Source organism: Amycolatopsis rifamycinica (genome assembly GCF_000695625.1).
GTDB classification, from domain to species: domain Bacteria; phylum Actinomycetota; class Actinomycetes; order Mycobacteriales; family Pseudonocardiaceae; genus Amycolatopsis; species Amycolatopsis rifamycinica.
On the sequence record NZ_JMQI01000030.1, the window covers coordinates 105,474 to 123,939 of the forward strand.

An 18,466-nucleotide genomic window follows, 5' to 3' on the forward strand; every position below is an offset into this window, starting at 1 on the left:
TCATCCCAGCACGGACGTGAAACACGTCGCTACCGGGGGATATCCCTCTTTCGGGGGGCCGGGTGGCGGAGCCCCCGGCCTGGGGCGGAGCCCCGGAACCACACAGCCCGCTCATCGGTACCCGGGGCGCGGATAGGCTCTGCGACCATGCCCGCGCACCTGACCGGCCGCCGTCCCGAGCTGTCCGCCGACGAGCTGATCGGCGCGCTGGTGCCGCCGCCGCGCTTCGGCGCCGTCCGGTTCGAGACGTACCTCCCGAATCCCGACGAGCCCAGCCAGGCCGCCGCGGTCGAGGCGTGTTCGGCGTTCGCCGCCAAGGTCGGGGCGCGGAAGGAGAAGAAGCGGTTCAAGCTGTTCGGCGGCTCCTCCGAGCCGTCGGGGCCGATGGGGCTCTACCTCGACGGCGGCTTCGGCGTCGGCAAGACCCACCTGCTCGCCTCGACGTGGCACGCGGCGCCGTCGCCGAAGGCGTACGGCACCTTCGTCGAGCTGACCCACCTGGTCGGCGCGCTGGGCTTCGCCGAGGCCGTCCGGCGGCTGTCGGAACACCGGATCCTGGCCATCGACGAGTTCGAGCTGGACGACCCGGGCGACACCACGCTCGTCACCCGGCTGCTGCAGGAGCTGATGGACGCCGGGGTGTTCGTCGCGGCGACGTCGAACACCCTGCCCGAGAAGCTGGGCGAGGGCCGGTTCGCCGCCGAGGACTTCCTGCGCGAGATCCAGACGCTGTCGGCCCGGTTCGGCGTGGTCCGCGTCGACGGCCCGGACTACCGCCACCGCGGCCTGCCGGACGCGCCGCCGCCGGTTTCGCCGGAGGAGCTGGCGGCGTCGGCCGCCGCGCACGACGGGTCCACTGTGGACGACTTCGACGCGCTGTGCGCGCACCTGGCGGAGCTGCACCCGTCGCGGTACGGCCGGCTGCTCGACGACGTCACCCGCGTGCACCTGCGCGGCATCCACCCGGCGCCGGACCAGAACGTGGCGCTGCGGCTGGTCGCCTTCGCCGACCGGCTCTACGACCGGGCCATCCCGCTGGTCGTGTCGGGCGAGCCGCTGCCGTCGCTGTTCACCGAGGAGATGGTGAACGGCGGCTACCGCAAGAAGTACCTGCGCGCGGTCAGCCGGTTGACGGCGCTGGCGCGGGACGCCGTGCCGGCCAGCTGAACAGCACGACCGAGACGGCGAACAGCGTCCCGCCGACGACGTCGGTCAGGTAGTGGTAGCCCATGCCGACCAGCCCGGCCGCCGCGGCGAGCAGCGCCACCGCGGACAGCACGGCCACCACCACCCGGCGGGTGACGAGCACGAGCACGGTGAGCACCGCCACCAGGCTCACCGTGTGGCCGCTCGGGTAGACCAAGGTGCCGTTCTTCCAGCGGTCGTACAGCGGTTTGAGCACCCAGCCCGTCAGCAGGATCGCCAGCACCGGCGCGGCCAGGGCGAGGCCGGCCTCCAGCCGCCGCCCGGCGCGCAGGCAGAGGTAGACGCCGAGCAGGCCGAGCGCGAGCACCACCGACGGCTCGGTCGGCAGGACCAGCGCCCGCACCACGCCGGGACTCAGGTGCGCGACGGCCCCGGCGACGGCGCCGTCGACCGCGCCGGGGGTGGTGCCGCCGGCGAACGGCAGGCCCAGCAGCAGCGCGAGCAGGCCGCAGACCGCGGCCGGCACCCGGATCGTCCTCACCCGCGCGAGGGTAGCCGGGCTTCCGGGGCCTGCGGGGCAGGACGGGTGCGGGTCACCGTCGCCGGGCCGGGATCAGCGAGCTGAGCGGCGCGTACCGGCCGGCGGGCGGCGCACGATGTGACGGCCGTCGCCGGCCGCCCGGCGCGGGCGCACCGGCGGGCGACGCCACGATGGTTCCGGTCGTGCCCGCGGCGGACGTCGCCGTGTGGGTCACGGCTGGATGAGCTCGGTGATGCCGCGGGCGCGAAGGTGGTTCACGTCGCCGGCGCGGCTCTGCAGCACGAACGCGACCCGCTTCCCCTCGGCCGCCAGCTCGAAGAACCGGTCGTTGCCCCGCGTCGGGAAGAGGTCCGGGAGCACGATCGCCGCCGGGCGCGGGGCAGGCCGCGGTGGGGTCCGGTCGAACTCCGCCGCCAGTGCCTTCAACGCCCGACCGGCGGGCTTGAGACGGCGGTCGTTCGTGTACAGCCCCAGGTCGTACTCCAGCGGGTTCAGCTTCGGCACCAGCGCCGGGTTGACGTCGTGCGAGCACCACCACGTGAAGCCGAGCGTGTGGGCGCAGGAAGCCGCGTTGCGGATCGACCGGGCCAGCCAGTCGCCGTACTGCGGGCGGGTCGCGTCGCCGAAATGGATCGACGGGGCCGCGCCGTCCTCCTGGATCCAGACGCGGCGGGCCGGGTCCGTCGCGTACGCCTGGGCCACCTGGATCAGCCGCTCCGCGTTGTGCGTGGCGAGCGCGCCGAGCGGGTCCGTCTTCAGGATGCCCGAGAAGGACGTCCACGGGTGGATCGCCACCACGTTGCCCGCGTCCGCCAGGCCGGTGCGGGTGAAGTAGGTGCCGTTGTCCCAGGGAGCCCGGTCGCAGCCGACCGTGTGGGCCTTGCCGGGCGCCACTTCCTCGGCCGTGGCGCACAGGGTGCGGGCCCACGCGTCGGCCTGGGCCCGGGTGACGGACAGACCGGCGTACGAGTCCCAGTAGTAGTACGGCTCGTTCGACAGGTCGAAGCCGAGGAAGCGCGGGTGGTGCCCGATCCGCTCGGCGAGGGCCGTCAGCAGCGCCCGCTGGGCGTCCAGCGCGGCCGGGTCGGTGAACCAGTTGACCGGTTCCGGCGTGGTCTGCAGCCAGTTCGGCGTCCAGTAGCGGGCCGAGATGTGGCCGTTGAACACCGTGACCTCGACGTCCAGCCCGGCCGCGTCCGCGAGGTCGAGGAAGCGGTGCAGCCGGTCGAGCTTTTCGCCGCTCACCAGCGCGGGTTCCGGCTGGAAAGCCGACCACAGCAGCATGATCCGGATGTGGTCGAGCCCGAGTGCGGCGATGTCGCCGAGGTCGCGGCGCAGGTCGGCTTCGCGCCAGTCTTCCCACATGTGGAACCAGCGCGTCGACGGCGTGTAGTTGACGCCCAGCCGGAACGCCCGTCGCCGGGGCGCCGCCGAAGCGGGCGCCGCTGTCGCGGTCGCCGCCAGGGCCGCGCCGACCGCTCCGGTGAGCACCGACCGCCGCCTCAGATCCGCCACGTCGCCTCCCTCGCCGTCACCCGGTCACAAACTCCTAGCACGGCGGGTAAGTCGTTCTCCAGCGTTGACCCGGAACCTGTCCGGTCAGCTGCGGGAGAAGGCGGCGTGGTCGGCCTCCGTCCGGTCGGCATACCGCACGGCGTACGCACCCATCACCTCGTCCAGTTCCGAATCCTCGGCGAAGTAGCCCGCCAAGAGCTTCGGGTGCACGGACCGCGTGTGGGCGCGGGCGAGCAGGGCCCCGGCCAGCCTGCCGTAGTCGTCGAGGTGGTCCTTCTCGAGCTTCGCCGGGTCGATGTCGCCCTTGAGGTTGCGGAACTGGCGGACGATGAACGGGACGCCGTCGATCGTGGTCCAGCCGAGCAGGATGTCCGTCTCGGCCTGGACCAGCCGGGCGCCGTCGACGATCCGCTGCCCTTCGTGCGCCGCCGGCGGCAGGCCCAGGTACGGCGCCAGGGCCGGCCGCTGGGCCTGCTTCACCTGCAGCACCAGGTCTTCGTCGTCGTTGCCGTGCAACAGGGCGACGTAGCTGCGCAGGCCCACGCTGCCCGTGCCGACCACCCGGAAGGCGACGTCGGCGAGCCGGTACCGCGCGATCAGCGTGCGCCGCGACTCGCGTAGCGTGTCCACATAGGACACCAGGCCGGCGGCGACGGCCTCGGCGGTGGCCGCGTCGACGGGGGTCAGCACCGGCGGGTCCGCGACGAACCGGTGGCGCGCCAGGCCGGTCTCGTGGTCGTCGACGCGCTCGGTCCACCGCGCCGAGACCTTCGCGTGGTCGTTCTTGCGCGCCTTCTCGGCCGCGTCGGCGAAGTCGTCGATCAGCTCGTCGGCCCGGGCCTTCGACAGCACCGACGAGTCCGGCAGCGCGTTCCAGCTTCGCAGGAACGGCAGCTCGGCCAGCGCGCGGATGGTCCGGCGGTAGGACTTCACGGCGTCTTCGGCGGCCTCGCGGCAGCCCGCCTCGCGGATGCCGCCTTCGCGGCCGGCGAGCACGAGGCTGGCCGCGAGCCGCTTGAGGTCCCACTCCCACGGGCCCGGCACGGTCTCGTCGAAGTCGTTGATGTCCATCACGATCCGGCCCTCGGGCGTGCCGTAGAGCCCGAAGTTCGCCGCGTGCGCGTCGCCGCACAGCTGCGCGGTGACCCCGGACGACGGCGTGCCGGCGAGGTCGGCGCCCATCAGCCCGGCGGCGCCGCGGAAGAACGTGAACGGCGAGGCCCGCATCCGCTCCCGCCGCAGTTCCACGAGCTGCGGCAGCCGCCCGGCGTTGGTCGCTTCGAAGTACTCGCGCGGCGCCGGCCGGTCGTCCGCGGCCACCGCGTGGTCGTGCGCGGCGGCCGGGGTCTTTTCCCGGAGCCGCTTGCCCTGTTCGTACAGCTCGGCCGGCGTCACGCTGCCGGTGCCGACCAGCGGCCGTTCCACCCACTCCCCGGATCCCATACCGGCCTAACGTCCGAAGGGGACGTTGTGCTCCCGGACGCCGCCGGGGCGGGAGGCTCACCCGGCGGCGTCCGGGTGGTTTCAGGGGCGGACGACCTCGGCGATCGCGTCGATGCCGCGGTCCAGCTCCTCGCGGGTGATCACCAGCGGCGGGGCGACGCGCAGGGTGCGCTCGTGCGTCTCCTTGCACAGGACGCCGCGCGCCATCAGCGCCTCCGACGCCGCCCGGCCCGAGGGGCCGCCGGGGGCGATGTCGATGCCCGCCCACAGCCCGCGTCCGCGGACTTCCGACAGGCCCCGCCCGACCAGCTCGTTCAGCCGGGTGTGCAGGTGGGTGCCCAGCTCGGTGGCGCGCTGCTGGAACTCACCCGTGTTCAGCAGCCGGACGACCGCCCGCCCGACCGCGCAGGCCAGCGGGTTGCCGCCGAAGGTCGAGCCGTGCTCGCCCGGCTTCAGCACGCCGAGGACGTCCCGGCGGCCGGCCACCGCCGACACCGGCAGGATGCCGCCGCCGAGGGCCTTGCCCAGGGTGTAGACGTCCGCGCGGACGCCTTCGTGGTCCAGCGCCAGCACCGTGCCGGTGCGGGCCAGCCCGGACTGGATCTCGTCGGCGATGAGCAGCACGCGGTGTTCGTCGCAGGCGGCGCGGACGTCGGCGAAGTAGCCCTCCGGCGGCACGATGACGCCGGCCTCGCCCTGCACCGGCTCCAGCAGCACCGCGGCGGTGCGCGGGGTGATCGCGTCGCGCAGCGCGGCCGCGTCGCCGTACTTCACCGTGACGAAGCCCGGGGTGAACGGGCCGAAGTCGGCGCGGGCGGTCTCGTCGGTCGAGAACGACACGATCGTGGTCGTCCGGCCGTGGAAGTTCGATCCGGCGACGATGATCTCCGCGGTGCCGTCCGGCACGCCCTTGACCCGGTGCGCCCACTTGCGGGCGATCTTGACCGCGGACTCGACGGCCTCGGCGCCGGAGTTCATCGGCAGCACGAGCTCGGTGCCGGTCAGCTCGGCCAGCTCGCGGCAGAACAGCCCCAGCTGGTCGTGGTGGAACGCGCGCGAGGTCAGCGTGACGCGCCCGAGCTGCTCGACGGCGGCGGCGACCAGGTCCGGGTGGCGGTGGCCGAAGTTCAGGGCCGAGTAGCCGGACAGGAAGTCGAGGTAGGTCCGGCCCTCGACGTCGGTCACCGAAGCGCCGGCGGCTTCGGCGATCACGACGGGCAGCGGGTGGTAGTTGTGCGTGCTCCATTGCTCGTCGAGCTCGATGAAGCTCGCGGCGGTGGGGGCGGCGGTCTCCCGGCCGGCGAACGTCGTCATGCGTTCAGATTAGAGGCTGAACACGCAGAGTTCAGCCGGGAATCGTTGCTTTAACCCGGTCTTCGTTGCGCAATATGGGCGTTACACCCCCGAAACAGTGCGTGGCCGTTGACGCGAACATCGGTAAGCCGTAACTTACCGTTCGTGGCGACTTACGGAAGCGACCAGCTGGCCGCCTTGGCCGACCCGTCGCGGCGCGCGATCGTCGAAGCGCTCCGCGCCGGGCCGCGCGCGGTCGGCGAGCTGGCCGCGGACCTGCCGATCAGCCGCCCGGCCGTCTCCCAGCACCTCAAGGTGCTCAAGGAGGCCGGCCTGGTCGCGGACCGGGCCGAAGGCACGAAGCGGCTGTACCGCCTCGAGCCCGACGGCATCGCCGCCGTGCGCGCGTACCTCGACCGGATGTGGTCGGACGCGCTGAACTCCTTCGCCGAGCTGGCGGAATCCACCGAAGAGGAGCAGTCATGAGCCTGGAACCGATCCGCAAGAGCGTCACCGTCGCCTGCTCGCGGGAGCACGCGTTCAAGACCTACACCGAGGCCTTCGACAGCTGGTGGCCCCGGCAGCACCACATCGGGGCGGGCGACCTCGCCGAAGCCGTCCTCGAGCCGAAGGAAGGCGGACGCTGGTACGAGCGCACGGTCGACGGCGCCGAGTGCGAGTGGGGCGAGGTGCTCGTCTGGGAGCCGCCCGCCCGGGTGGTGCTGTCCTGGCGCATCGACGGCGACTGGAAGGTCGACCCCGACCCGGCGAAGGCGAGCGAGATCGAGGTCAGATTCATCGAGGAGGGCCCGCGCAGCACCCGCGTCGAACTCGAGCACCGGGACTTCGCGCGGCACGGCGAAACCGGCGCGAAGGTCCGTGAAGGCGTCTCCGGCGAAGGCGGTCACGGAGCCCTGCTGAACCTCTTCGCCGCGAAAGCCGCCGCCTGACGGGGTAGCTTTCCGGGATGGCCAAGAAGGACGACGGAAGCCGGGTCCGGGACGCGCTGCGCGTCGGCGGCGCACTGCCGGACCCGGGCTCGGCCCCGGTCGGGCCGGACAAGAAGGCGAAGGCGCTCGCCGGGCTCGACAGCGCGGGCGAGCGGCTGTCCGCGCTGCAGGAGGCGCTCTACGCCGAGGGCGTCGGCGGCGGACGGCGCAGTGTCCTGCTGGTGCTGCAGGGCATGGACACCTCCGGGAAGGGCGGCACGGTCTCGCACGTGCTCGGCCTGGTGAACCCGATGGGTGTCCGGTACGCGGCGTTCAAGAAGCCGACCGCGGCCGAACAGCGGCACCACTACCTGTGGCGGATCCGCAAGCAGCTGCCCGCGCCCGGGCAGATCGGCGTCTTCGACCGCTCGCACTACGAGGACATCCTGGTCCCGCGCGTGTCCGGGCTGCTCACCGGGGCCGAGCGCCGCCGCCGCTACGCCGAGATCACCGCGTTCGAGGCGGAGCTGGCCGAGGCGGGCACGACCGTGGTGAAGGTGTTCCTCCACATCTCGCCGGAGGAGCAGCTCAAGCGGCTCAAGGCCCGGCTCGTCACACCCGAGAAGCGCTGGAAGTACAACCCCGGCGACCTCGACGCGCGCTCGCACTGGGCCGCCTACCAGAAGGCCTACGCCGACATCTTCGAGAAGACGCCGCAGTGGTACGCCGTGCCGGCCGACCACAAGTGGTACCGCAACTGGGCCGTCGCCGAGCTGCTCATCGAGACCCTCGCCGAGCTGAAGCCCGAGTTCCCGGCGCCGGACTACGACGTCGACGCCGAGCTGGCGAAGCTGAAGGGTGTTGGCGTCCGGTCGTGATCGTCTGGAAGAGTGCGGGCGTGACCGATGTCGACGACCTCCCGTTCCTCCGCAAACAGGCCCGGACCCAGCGCTTCACCCTCGGCGCGCCGAAGGAGTTCCGGGTCGCCCCGGACGGCTCCCGCGTGCTGTTCCTGCGCGCGGAGTCGGGTACCGACCCCCGGCACAGCCTCTGGTCGGCCGACCTGGCGACCGGCGCCGAGACCAAGCTCGTCGACGCCGCCGAGCTGCTGCCCGGCGAAGAGGAGCTGCCCGCCGAAGAGCGCGCGCGGCGCGAGCGGGCGCGCGAGACCGGCGGCGGCGTCGTGCACTACGGCGTCGACACGGCCTTCACCGTCGCGGTGTTCTCGCTCTCGGGCAAGCTCTACACCCTGGACCTCGCTTCGGGCGAGGTGACGCTGCGCGTCGACGGCGCGGTCATCGACCCGCGGCCCAGCCCGGCAGGCACGCACGTCGCCTACGTCCAGAACCGGCGGCTGCACGTGCTGGAACTGGCCACCGGCGACGACCGCGTGCTCGTCGAGGAGGACGGCGAGGACATCGCCTGGGGCCTCGCCGAGTTCATCGCCGCCGAGGAGATGGACCGCACCCGCGGCTACTGGTGGGCCCCCGACGGCCGCAGCATCCTGGCCGAACGCTCCGACCGCGGCCCGGTCCCGCGCTGGACCATCGCCGACCCGGCCAACCCGCAGCACCCCGCGAACGTCGTCGCCTACCCGGCCGCGGGCACCACGAACGCCCTCGTTTCCCTGGCGGTGCTCGGCCTGGACGGCTCCCGCGTGGACGTCGAGCCGGGCGAGTGGGAGTACCTGGCCTCGGTGCACTGGTCGGCAGGCGGCGCGCCGCTGCTGGCCGTGCAGCCGCGCGACCAGAAGCGGATGGACGTGCTCGCGCTCGACGTCGCCGACGGCTCGACGTCGGTCGTGCACACCGCTTCCGACCAGCACTGGATCGACATCGTCGGCGGGGTCCCGGCGTGGACGCCCGACGGGCGCCTGGTCGTCGAAGGCATGGTCGACGGCGACCACCGGCTGTTCGTCGGCGGCGAGGCCGTCACGCCGGCCGGGCTGCAGCTGCGGGCCGTGCTCGACGTCGGCGCCGAGATCCTGTTCAGCGCGTCCGAGGACGACCCGACGCAGATCCACGTCTTCCGGACCGAAGGCCCGTCGGTGCGTCGCCTGTCCACTGTGGACGGCGTGCACGTCGGCGCCGGGACGGCCGCGGTCACCGTGCTTTCGTCGTGGAGCCTGGAGCACAGCGGCCCGCGCGTCTCGGTCCTGCGGGACGGCGCACCGGTGGCGGCGATCGGGTCGTCCACCGTGGACCCGGACATCGTGCCCAACCTGACCTGGCTGACGCTGGGGGAGCGCACCCTGCGCGTGGCGCTGCTCCTGCCCCGGGGCTACGAGCCGAGCGAGGGCAAGCTGCCGGTGCTGCTCGACCCGTACGGCGGGCCGCACGCGCAGCGCGTTCTCCAGAGCCGCAACGCGTTCCTGACCTCGCAGTGGCTGGCCGACCAGGGCTTCGCGGTGCTCGTCGCCGACGGCCGCGGCACGCCGGGCCGCGGCGCCGTGTGGGAGCGCGAGATCGCCGGACGCCTCGCCGACGTCACGCTGCAGGACCAGGTCGACGCCCTGCAGGCGGCGGCTTCGCGGTTCCCGGAGCTGGACACCGAGCGCGTCGCGATCCGCGGCTGGTCCTACGGCGGGTACCTGTCGGCGCTGGCGGTGCTGCGCCGTCCGGACGTCTTCCACGCGGCGGTCGCGGGCGCGCCGGTGACCGACTGGTCGCTGTACGACACGCACTACACCGAGCGGTACCTCGGGAAGCCGCAGGACGAACCGGAAAGCTACGCGCACAACTCGCTCATCGAGAGCGCGGGCGAGCTGAGCCGCGCGCTGCTGATCGTGCACGGCCTGGCCGACGACAACGTGTTCGTCGCGCACGCGCTGCGGCTGTCGTCGGCGTTGCTGGCCAAGGGCCGGCCGCACGTCTTCCTGCCGCTGGCGGGCGCGACCCACATGACGCCGCAGGCCGAAGAGGTCGCGGAGAACCTGATGCGCACGCAGGTCGACTGGCTGCTGCGTGAACTGTCCGCCGTGGAGAAGGAGACTGCATGAGCCGCTGGGGCTTGACGATCCCGCTGACCGGGGTGCCGCTGACCGCGCACCGCGAGCTGGTCGAACAGCTGCCGGACCTGGGCTACACCGACGCCTGGACGGCGGAGACGGCGGGCACGGACGCGTTCACGCCGTTGGTACTGGCCTCGCAGTGGGCGCCCCAGCTGCGCCTGGGCACGGCGATCGTGCCGGTGTACACCCGCGGTCCCGGCCTGCTGGCGATGCAGGCGGCGACGGTCGCGGAGCTGGCCCCCGGCCGGTTCGTCCTCGGCATCGGCGCGTCGTCCCCGGTGATCGTCTCCCAGTGGAACGCGGCGGATTTCGACGAGCCGTTCGCGCGCTCCCGCGACACGCTGCGCTTCCTGCGGGCGGCGCTGACGGGGGAGAAGGTCAGCGAGAAGTACGAGACGTTCGCGGTCTCGAAGTTCCGCCTGGAGCGCCCGGCCGACCCGCCGCCGTCGATCATGCTGGCGGCGTTGCGCCCGGGCATGCTCAAGCTGGCGGCCCGCGAGGCGGACGGCGCGATCACGAACTGGCTGGCGGCCACGGACGTCCCTCGCGTGCGCTCCGTCGCCGGCCCGGACGTCGAGCTGGCGGCGCGCATCTTCGTCTGCCCGACCGAGGACGCCGAAGCGGCGCGGGGCCTGGGCCGGATGCTGATCTCCAGTTACCTGACGGTCCCGGTGTACGCGGCGTTCCACGAGTGGCTGGGCCGCGGCGAGGCACTGGCCCCGATGCACGAGGCCTGGGCGGCGGGCGACCGGCAGAAGGCGAACCAGGTGATCCCGGATTCGGTGGTCGACGAGCTGGTGATCCACGGCAGCGTGGAGTCGTGCCGCGAGCAGGTCCAGGCCTATGTGGACAACGGGCTGACCACGCCGATCATCGCGCTGCTGCCGACGGGGGAGGACCCGTTCGAGCAGGTGCGCGGCCTGGCGCCGCGCTGACACCGGCTCGCGACGGGCACTTTCCCGGGAAAGTGCCCGTCGCGAGAGGTGGCTCAGAAGATGGTCACCGAGGTGACGGTGGTGGTGAACGAGTCGAAATGGCCGCAGAAGCCCTTGGGGAACGAGATCACTCCACGAACGAGGTCCGGGCGCTGGTAAACGATACTGCCCGCGTGGTCGAAGCTGCACCAGGAGGTGGCGTTGTCGATCCAGACGTTTTCCGTGCCCGGGGTCGCGAAACACGTGAAACCGGTGGAGTCGCTCTGGACGAAGAGATAGCCGTTGGTGCGCGCCTGCTCGTAGTCGCAGGGGAAGGAGCTGACCCGGACCTCGGCGTGGGCGGCGGCGGGCAGCACGGCGGTCGTGCCCGCGACCGCGGCGGCCACGGTCAGGAACTTCCGGAACTTCTCGAGGATGTGCACGGTTCCTCCCGGTTGTCGTAACCGGGAAAAGGCTGGCAGGGCACGGAAAGAGCCGGCAAGCCTTTCACGGCCCGATGAAGAGCCTTGACGCGCGGGCGGCCGGGCTGTTAGCGACGTCCGCGGTCCGGCTCTCCCGGTGCTAGGCGAAAACCGCGGTCGCGAGCCACAGCCCGAGCACGCCCGAAAGCAGTCCCGCGAGCACCGTCGCCACCACGTTCACCACCGCGTACCGCCGGGTCTTCTCCAGGAACAGCCGGACTGTCTCGTAGCCGAACGTCGAGAACGTCGTCAGGCCGCCGCAGAAGCCCACCGCCACCAGTGCGCGCACCGACGCCGGCTCCGCGCCGTGCAGGAGCCAGCCGCTCAGGAAGCCCAGGACGAACGAGCCCGCGATGTTCACCGTCAGCGTCCCGAACGGGAACGACGAGCCGCGCCACTGCTGGACTTTGCGGTCGGTCAGGTAGCGCAGGACCGAGCCCGCCGCGCCGCCGAGGGCCACCAGGAACGGCGTCACTCCGCCCGTCCTCCGTACCGGACCACCTCGACCCGGTCGAGCGTCACCGGCCCTTCGCCGAGGGAGGTCGTCAGGCGGGTGGCAGGGCCGTCCATCATCGTCCCTTCCGCACCGCGCGCGTGGCCGCGAGACCGGCCGCGACCGCCGTCAGGCACAGGGCCAGCGAGGCGGCCACGTACGCCACGGATTCTCCGAGACGGCCGGTGGTCGCCGCGTCGAGGGTGTCGGTCACGAAGGTCGAGAACGTGGTGAAGCCGCCGAGGATCCCGACGCCGAGGAACGGGCGGAGCAGGTGGTGCGGCTGGGCGGCGGTGGTCAGGATGGCCATCAGGACGCCGATCAGCAGGCAGCCGAGCACGTTGGTGACCAGGGTGGCGACGGCGAACTCGCCACGCGCGTGCGGGAGCGCGACCGACAGGCCGTAGCGGGCGAGGCTGCCGAGCGCGCCGCCGGCGCCGATCACCGCCAGGACGTCCCACCGGGGCACGCTGATCACCTCCCTCGCGGTGAACCTACTCCCGATGGCCGACGCGTCGCCGCCACCCGGTCGAGCATGCTGGACGGGGCCGGATGACAGACAGCCGTCGGTCGCCGTACTGTTGCTCAGCGTAGGCAAGGCAATCCTAAGGAAGGCGGGCACATGCGGGCAGACGGGCTGGCCGGAGGCGACGGCGGCGCGGACCGGCTCGGCGAGCTGATTCCCCTGGCCCTGCGCGGAATGGCGGCCGGCGTGGCCGAGCGCGGCGGCCCGGTCCCGGCCGGCGGCCCGGCCGCGGTGGCGGCGGCGCTGGTGGCGGAGCGTGGCGAGCCGGACCAGGCGACGCCGCGGGTCACCGAGCCCGCCGACGCAGCTCTCGGCGAGCCCGGGAGGCAGCCGGCCGGCGCGGCTTCCGTCGAGCGTGGCACGCCGGGGCACGCGAATTCCGGGCCTCACCGGGCCGCCCCGGCCGGTCGCGGTTGGCTGCCCCGCCGGGGCGTCGGCGCCGAAGCCGCGCTCGAAGAGCTCAGCCGCCTTCTCGCCGCCGGGTCCGCGGACCCCGCCGATCCCGCCTGTGCCGCCCATCTGCACTGCCCGCCCCTCGCGGTCTCCGTGGCCGCCGACGTCGTCGCGAGTGCGCTCAACCCCTCCATGGACTCCTGGGACCAGGCTCCCGTCGCCAGTGAACTCGAGCGCGAATTCACCGCCGGGATCGCCCGGTTGTGCTACCCCGAGGCAGAGAATCCCGACGCCGTCGTGACCACCGGTGGCACCGAATCCAACCTCCTCGGCCTCCTCCTGGCCCGCGAAAACGGCATCGTCCAGCCCGTCTGCGGGGCCAACGCCCACCACAGCGTCGCCCGCGCCGCCTGGCTGCTCGGCCTGCCCGCCCCGATCGTCGTCCCCTGCGAGGGCGACCGGCTGCTCCCCGACGCGCTCGACAAGATCCTCACCCCCGGCTGCGTCGTCGTCGCCACCGCCGGGACCACCAACACCGGCACCCTCGACCCGCTGCCCGAAATCGCCGGCGTCTGCCGCCGGAAGCGGGCGCGGCTGCACGTCGACGCGGCCTACGGCGGCATGGCGCTGTGCAGCGACACCCTGAAGGGCAAGCTCGCCGGGCTCGAGCTCGCCGACTCCGTCGCGCTCGACCTGCACAAGTTCGGCTGGCAGCCGGTCGCCGCCGGGCTCTTCGCCGCCCGGGAGGCCGCCGATCTCGGCGCGCTCACCGTCCGCGCCGAGTACCTCAACGCCGACGACGACACCGAAGCCGGCCTGCCGGACCTGCTCGGCCGCTCGATCCGGACGTCGCGGCGGCCGGACGCCTTCCGGATGGCCGTCACCCTGCACGCGCTCGGTACCGACGGCCTCGGCGCGCTCGTCGAACGCTGCTGCGCCACCGCCGCCGAGGTCGCCCGGCACGTCGAGGCCCACCCCGGCCTGCGGCTCTGGGGCCCGCCCGAACTCTCCACAGTGGTCCTGCGGCCGGTCGCCGCCGACGAGACGGGCGGTGACGAGCTCGTCGCGCGCGTCCGCCGGGCCCTGCTCGAAGCGGGCTCCGCCGTGATCGGGCGGGCCGCGCTGCCGACCGGGCCCGGCGGCGCGAACCAGCTGTGGCTCAAGCTGACGCTGCTGCACCCGCACGCCACCGCCGTCGACTACGTCCCGCTGCTCGACCGCATCGTCGCCACGGCAGGCGCCGAGCTCGTCGCCGGCCGGGAAAGCCCGGTCGCTTCGTGAGGCGCCACCACCTCGCCGGCGTCGGGATCGGGCCGTTCAACCTCTCGCTCGCGGCGCTGGCCGACGGCGTCGACGGCCTCGACGCCGTCTTCTTCGACGCCCGCCCGGAGTTCCGCTGGCACCCCGGCCTGCTCGTCGAGGGCGCGACGCTGCAGGTGCCGTTCCTGGCCGACCTGGTGACGCTCGTCGACCCGACGAACCCGTTCTCCTTCCTCAACTACCTGCGCGACCGCGGCCGGCTGCTGCCGTTCTACTTCGCCGAGCGCTTCCACCCGCTGCGCGCCGAATACGACGACTACGGCCGCTGGGCCGCCGCGCGGCTGCCCTCCTGCCGGTTCGGGCACGAGGTGACGGGCCTCCGCTGGGCGGGCGACGCCTTCGAGCTCACCATCGCCGGGGCGGAACCGGTGCTCGCGGACCACGTCGTGCTCGGCGTCGGCTCCGTGCCGTCGGTGCCGGAACCCCTGCGGGGCCTCGTCGCCGATCCCGGCGTCCTGGCGCTGCATTCGGCCGACTACCTGACGCGCCGGGACGAACTGCTCGCCGCCGGCAGCGTCACCGTGGTCGGGTCCGGGCAGTCGGGCGCCGAAGTCGTCCTCGACCTGCTGCGCTCGCGCTCCACGGTGGACGGACTGCGCTGGCTGGCCCGGACGCCCGCGTTCGCGCCGATGGAGTACTCGAAACTCGGGCTCGAGCAGTTCACCCCGGACTACACCGCGTACTTCCACGGCCTGCCCGAAGCCGTCCGCGACCGGCTGCTGCCGACGCAGTGGCAGCTCTACAAGGGCATCGACGCCGAGACGATCGGCGCGATCCACGACGAGCTCTACCGCCGCAGCATCACCGGCCCGCCCGGCGCGGTGCTGACCCCGGGCGTCGAGGTCGTTTCGGCGTCCACGGCGGACGGCGAGATCGAGCTCGGTGTCCGGCACGCGCAGCAGGGCCGCGACGCCACCGTGCGCACCGCCGCCGTCGTCGCGGCCACCGGGTACGCCGAGGCGCCGGCCGGGCCGCTGCTGGCCGGGCTCGGCGACGCCGTCCGCCGCGACCGGAAGGGCCGCCTCGAGGTCGGCGCGGACTACCGCGTCGCGCTCGACGTGCCGGGGTCGCTGTTCGTGCAGAACGCCGAACGGCACACCCACGGACCCGGCGCCCCCGACCTCGGGCTCGGCGCGTGGCGGGCGGCCGTGATCCTCAACGCCGTGTGCGGCAAGACCGTGCACGAGCTGCCCGACCGCACCGCCTTCACCACGTTCGGCCTGGAGGACAAGTGACCCTGGATGAGGCGGCCGCCTGGCGCGCGGCCGGCGCCCTGATCACGCACAAGATGCTCGGCGAGCTGTCCTACGAGCACATGCTCGAGCCGGTCGCCGACGGCGACGCGTACCGGCTGGAGCTGCCCGGCGCCGGCTACACCTTCCGGGCCCGGCGGGGCGCGTTCGCCGCCTGGACGGTCGAACCCGGCAGCGCGCACCGGAACGGCGAACCGGTCACCGACCCGCGGACGCTCGTCGTGGACGCCCGCGAAGTGCTGGGCCTGAGCGGGCTGCGGCTGGCCGACGTGCTCGCCGAGCTGACTTCGACGGTCGCGAACGAGGCCGCCCGCCTGCGCCGCGCGCCGACCGCGGCCGAACTGTCCACGATGGACTACAACCTCGCGGACGGGCACCTCACCGGCCACCCGCGGCTCGTGCTCAACAAGGGCCGCGTCGGGTTCTCCGCCCGCGACCGGGCCCGGTACGCGCCCGAGGCGGGCGCGGACATCCGGCTCCGCTGGTTCGCCGTGCACCCGGACCACGCCGAGTTCCGCTGCGTCGGCGAACTGAGCCGCGACGCGCTCCTGGCCGCCGAACTCGGCGAGCTGCGCGAGGAGTTCGCCGCCAAGGCGCCGGACGACTACGTCTGGGTGCCCGTGCACCCGTGGCAGGCCGACGAAGTCCTCGGCACGCTCTACGCCGCCGAACTCGCCACCGGCGTCGTGATCGACCTCGGGGAGAGCACCGACGCCTACCGGCCGCACCAGACGGTCCGGACCCTCGCGAACGTGAGCACCCCCGGCCGCCACGACGTCAAGACCGCCGTGTCGGTGCGCAACACGCTCGTCTACCGCGGGCTCAACTCCGCGGCCACGCTCGCCGGGCCGTCGGTGACGACGTGGCTCCGCCGGGTCGGCGCGGCCGACCCGCTGCTGACGGAGCGGTACCGGTTCGGGCTGCTCGGCGAAGTCGCGAGCGTGTCGGTGAAGCACCCGCTGTTCGGGCACCTCGAGGAGCTGCCGTACCGGTTCCACGAGACCCTGGGCGCGCTGTGGCGCGAACCCATCCCGCTCGCGGAGGGCGAGCGCGCGATTTCGTTCGCCGCCCTGCCCTACCGGGGTCCCGACGGCGGCTCGGTGCTGACCCACCTGATCGGCGGCCACGACCCGGAAACGTGGCTGGCCCGGCTGTTCGACCTGCTGCTCACGCCGTTGCTGCAGTGGCTGCTGCGCCACGGCGTCGGGTTCTGCCCGCACGGCCAGAACCTGGTCCTCGTCGTGGACGCCGAGGGGCTCCCGCGGCGGGTGCTGATCAAGGACTTCGCCCAGGGCGTCGACCTGCTCGACGAACAGGTCGAGAGCTACGAGAGCCTCCCGCCCGAGGCCGCGGCGGACATGCTGCGCTGGCCGGCGCACCTGCTGGCCCAGTCGCTGTTCAGCTCGGTGTTCTCCGGCCAGTTCCGGTTCTGGGCCGAGGTCCTGCTCGACGAGACCGGCCTGTCCCGCGCCCGGTTCTGGGCCCTCGTGCGGGCGGTCGTGGGCCGCTACCGCGACGAGAACCCGGACGTGGCCGCGCGCTTCGACGCGTGCCGGCTGTTCGCCCCGGACGTCGAGCGCGTGACGCTCAACCGGGAGCACTTCGCCGGGCAGGGCTTCGACAAGGTGGAGCGCGACGACGAGTTCGACGTCCGCTGGGGCCGGGTGCCGAACCCGCTGCACGCCCCGGACCCGGACGGCGCGTGGTGACGGCCTTCACCCGGCCGGCCGGCCCGCGGTCACTGGCCGCGCGGCGGGCGGCGGCCGCGGCGGGGGAGGCGGTGCTGCGCGGCGTGCTCGCCGAGGACGACGCCCGGCTGCTCCTGCTGGTCCCCGACCCGCACGCGCGGTTCGCCGCGGTGGAGCTCGCCGCGCCGTTCGCCGCTTCGGTGCTCGAAGACGGCTACGGCGTCTGCAGCTACGTCTTCGCGTGGACGCCGTCGCGGGATCCGCTGCCGGCGTCCGGCGTGCTGGGCGGGTACCTCGAAGGCTTCGGCGACCTGCGGGTGCGGCCGGACGCGGCTTCGGCGATCCCGCTGGGTGACCGGACGTGGGCGGTGGTGGGCGACGCCGCATGGCCGTCCGGGGCCGCCGCGGAGCTGGCGCCGCGGGAGGTGCTGCGCGGGCAGCTCGCGGCGCTGGAGGGCATGGGGCTGGTGCCTTCGGTGGGGATCGAGCACGAGGTCGTCTTCCGTGACGCGAGCGGCGCGCCGCTCACCGCCCACGGTGCCGACTACGCCCTCGGCGGCACCGAACGCCTGGCACCGCTGCTGCGGGACCTGCGGACCGGCCTGGCCGACGCCGGCCTCGGCGTCGAGTCCGCGCGGGCGGAGTGCCACCCGGGCCAGTACGAGATCGTGCTGCGTCACCGCGACGCACTGGCCGCCTGCGACGACGTCCTGCTCCAGCAGCTGGTCGTGCGCCGGGCCGCCGCGCGCCACGGCGTCACCGCCGACTACCTGGCGGCCCCCGAGCCGGGGCAGGGCAATTCCGGGCACGTGCACCTGTCCCTGTCCACTGTGGATGGCTCGGAGCCGGATCTGCTGGGCGGGTTCCTGGCGGGCGTGCTGCGTGACGCGCGCGCGTTGACGGCGGTGTGGGCGCCGACGTGGAACAGCTACGTCCGGCTGCGGACGGCGCCGTTCTCCCCGCGCGAGGTCCGCTGGGGCCACGACGACCGGACCGCGTCCGTGCGCGTGGCCGGCCCGCCGTCGAGCCGCCGCCTGGAGTTCCGCTTCGCCGGTGCCGACGCCCAGCCGCACCTGGTGGTCGCCGCGTTGCTGGCGGCCGGGCGGTTCGGGCTGGAGGAGGGGCTGGCTCCGCCGGAGGCGGGGGTCGCGGTCGGTTCGCTGGCCGCGTCGCCGTGGGAGGCGCTGCCGCTGCTGGACCGGGTGGGGGAGCTGCTCGGCCCGGACGTCGCGGCGCAGCTGGCGGCGCTGCTGACCGAGGAGATCGAGGCCGGGCTGGACGCGGTGACCGACTGGCAGCGCCGCCGCGGCACCCTCCGCTCGTGAGGGTGATCTGCCCACCGCGGCGGCCGTGACGACGGCTTTCACGAGGGCGACTCCGGCGGGCGTACCGCACCGACGGACCGCTGGAGCCGCGTTGCCGAAAGAAGGCTTGTTCACCGGGATCGGGCCATCGCCGCCGTCGTCGCCCTGGTCCCGGCCTACCTGGCCGTCGCGGGCGACCAGGACTGGTGGCCCTTC

Annotated in this window: 17 protein-coding genes; 10 read left to right on the plus strand and 7 right to left on the minus strand. The window is 73.5% G+C overall.

The window, feature by feature from the left end; genetic code table 11:
• The first annotated feature begins 147 nt into the window (after positions 1-147).
• Positions 148-1,167 (plus strand): cell division protein ZapE, encoded by a 1,020-nt coding sequence (gene zapE / locus DV20_RS16785; protein ID WP_043781205.1) that lies wholly within the window; start codon positions 148-150, stop codon positions 1,165-1,167.
• Here the strand turns inward: zapE and DV20_RS16790 are convergent.
• From DV20_RS16790 to rocD, 4 genes are all read right to left on the minus strand, one after another.
• A complete protein-coding gene (locus DV20_RS16790) occupies positions 1,121-1,687 on the minus strand; it encodes a phosphatase PAP2 family protein (RefSeq protein WP_235190860.1) in 567 nt (188 codons plus the stop codon). The genes zapE and DV20_RS16790 overlap by 47 nt on opposite strands.
• A gap of 210 nt (positions 1,688-1,897) precedes the next feature.
• Positions 1,898-3,202 carry a glycoside hydrolase 5 family protein gene (locus DV20_RS16795; protein ID WP_043781212.1) on the minus strand — a complete coding sequence of 435 codons (1,305 nt, stop codon included), beginning with the start codon at positions 3,200-3,202 and terminating at the stop codon, positions 1,898-1,900.
• 84 nt (positions 3,203-3,286) lie between these two features.
• A complete protein-coding gene (locus DV20_RS16800) occupies positions 3,287-4,645 on the minus strand; it encodes a DUF2252 domain-containing protein (RefSeq protein WP_043781215.1) in 1,359 nt (452 codons plus the stop codon).
• A gap of 81 nt (positions 4,646-4,726) precedes the next feature.
• The gene (rocD, locus tag DV20_RS16805; protein WP_043781217.1) at positions 4,727-5,959 is read right to left on the minus strand and encodes an ornithine--oxo-acid transaminase; all 1,233 of its coding nucleotides are present in this window, start codon (positions 5,957-5,959) and stop codon (positions 4,727-4,729) included.
• Positions 5,960-6,103: 144 nt separating this feature from the next.
• Between rocD and DV20_RS16810 the strand changes: the two genes are divergently transcribed.
• Genes DV20_RS16810 through DV20_RS16830 form a run of 5 tightly spaced genes read left to right on the plus strand, consistent with a single transcriptional unit; the run spans position 6,104 to position 10,812 of the window.
• On the plus strand, positions 6,104-6,424 hold the full coding sequence (locus tag DV20_RS16810) for an ArsR/SmtB family transcription factor (RefSeq protein WP_043781220.1): 321 nt from the start codon (positions 6,104-6,106) through the stop codon (positions 6,422-6,424).
• Positions 6,421-6,888, plus strand: a complete 468-nt coding sequence (locus DV20_RS16815; protein ID WP_043781221.1) for an SRPBCC family protein — start codon at positions 6,421-6,423, stop codon at positions 6,886-6,888. Before DV20_RS16810 ends, DV20_RS16815 begins: the two co-directional genes overlap by 4 nt.
• Before the next feature lie 17 nt (positions 6,889-6,905).
• Entirely contained in the window at positions 6,906-7,745 is an 840-nt protein-coding gene (locus tag DV20_RS16820) for a PPK2 family polyphosphate kinase (protein WP_043781224.1), read from the plus strand.
• Positions 7,746-7,765: 20 nt separating this feature from the next.
• Complete coding sequence (locus DV20_RS16825) at positions 7,766-9,865, plus strand: S9 family peptidase (protein WP_043781273.1); 2,100 nt, start codon at positions 7,766-7,768, stop codon at positions 9,863-9,865.
• Entirely contained in the window at positions 9,862-10,812 is a 951-nt protein-coding gene (locus DV20_RS16830) for an LLM class F420-dependent oxidoreductase (RefSeq protein WP_043781226.1), read from the plus strand. The genes DV20_RS16825 and DV20_RS16830 overlap by 4 nt, the downstream gene beginning before the upstream one ends.
• Positions 10,813-10,865: 53 nt before the next feature.
• Here DV20_RS16830 and DV20_RS16835 read toward each other — a convergent pair whose 3' ends face one another.
• From DV20_RS16835 to DV20_RS16845, 3 genes are all read right to left on the minus strand, one after another.
• Positions 10,866-11,234, minus strand: a complete 369-nt coding sequence (locus DV20_RS16835) for a hypothetical protein (protein ID WP_043781228.1) — start codon at positions 11,232-11,234, stop codon at positions 10,866-10,868.
• Between the two features lie 139 nt (positions 11,235-11,373).
• Complete coding sequence (gene crcB / locus DV20_RS16840) at positions 11,374-11,748, minus strand: fluoride efflux transporter CrcB (RefSeq protein WP_043781230.1); 375 nt, start codon at positions 11,746-11,748, stop codon at positions 11,374-11,376.
• A 94-nt stretch (positions 11,749-11,842) separates the two neighbouring features.
• Positions 11,843-12,244 (minus strand): fluoride efflux transporter FluC, encoded by a 402-nt coding sequence (locus tag DV20_RS16845; RefSeq protein WP_043781231.1) that lies wholly within the window; start codon positions 12,242-12,244, stop codon positions 11,843-11,845.
• 144 nt (positions 12,245-12,388) lie between these two features.
• On the opposite strand from DV20_RS16845, the gene DV20_RS16850 reads away from it, so the two are divergent.
• From DV20_RS16850 to DV20_RS16865, 4 genes are read left to right on the plus strand one after another with little or no spacing between them, the layout of a single operon-like run.
• Positions 12,389-13,966, plus strand: a complete 1,578-nt coding sequence (locus DV20_RS16850) for a pyridoxal phosphate-dependent decarboxylase family protein (protein ID WP_043781234.1) — start codon at positions 12,389-12,391, stop codon at positions 13,964-13,966.
• Positions 13,963-15,240: a lysine N(6)-hydroxylase/L-ornithine N(5)-oxygenase family protein gene (locus tag DV20_RS16855; protein WP_043781237.1), complete on the plus strand. Its 1,278-nt coding sequence runs from the start codon at positions 13,963-13,965 to the stop codon at positions 15,238-15,240. The genes DV20_RS16850 and DV20_RS16855 overlap by 4 nt, the downstream gene beginning before the upstream one ends.
• Positions 15,237-16,967 carry an IucA/IucC family protein gene (locus tag DV20_RS16860; protein WP_043781239.1) on the plus strand — a complete coding sequence of 577 codons (1,731 nt, stop codon included), beginning with the start codon at positions 15,237-15,239 and terminating at the stop codon, positions 16,965-16,967. The genes DV20_RS16855 and DV20_RS16860 overlap by 4 nt, the downstream gene beginning before the upstream one ends.
• Positions 16,964-18,271: a type I glutamate--ammonia ligase gene (locus DV20_RS16865; RefSeq protein ID WP_043781275.1), complete on the plus strand. Its 1,308-nt coding sequence runs from the start codon at positions 16,964-16,966 to the stop codon at positions 18,269-18,271. Before DV20_RS16860 ends, DV20_RS16865 begins: the two co-directional genes overlap by 4 nt.
• Positions 18,272-18,466: the final 195 nt, after the last annotated feature.

Excerpts from the sequence above, each read along its gene's own strand:
- zapE (WP_043781205.1), top strand. The coding sequence starts at position 148 with ATGCCCGCGCACCTGACCGGCCGCCGTCCCGAGCTGTCCGCCGACGAG.
- DV20_RS16800 (WP_043781215.1), bottom strand. The coding sequence starts at position 4,645 with ATGGGATCCGGGGAGTGGGTGGAACGGCCGCTGGTCGGCACCGGCAGC.
- rocD (WP_043781217.1), bottom strand. The coding sequence starts at position 5,959 with ATGACGACGTTCGCCGGCCGGGAGACCGCCGCCCCCACCGCCGCGAGC.
- DV20_RS16815 (WP_043781221.1), top strand. The coding sequence starts at position 6,421 with ATGAGCCTGGAACCGATCCGCAAGAGCGTCACCGTCGCCTGCTCGCGG.
- DV20_RS16820 (WP_043781224.1), top strand. The coding sequence starts at position 6,906 with ATGGCCAAGAAGGACGACGGAAGCCGGGTCCGGGACGCGCTGCGCGTC.
- DV20_RS16830 (WP_043781226.1), top strand. The coding sequence starts at position 9,862 with ATGAGCCGCTGGGGCTTGACGATCCCGCTGACCGGGGTGCCGCTGACC.
- DV20_RS16850 (WP_043781234.1), top strand. The coding sequence starts at position 12,389 with ATGCGGGCAGACGGGCTGGCCGGAGGCGACGGCGGCGCGGACCGGCTC.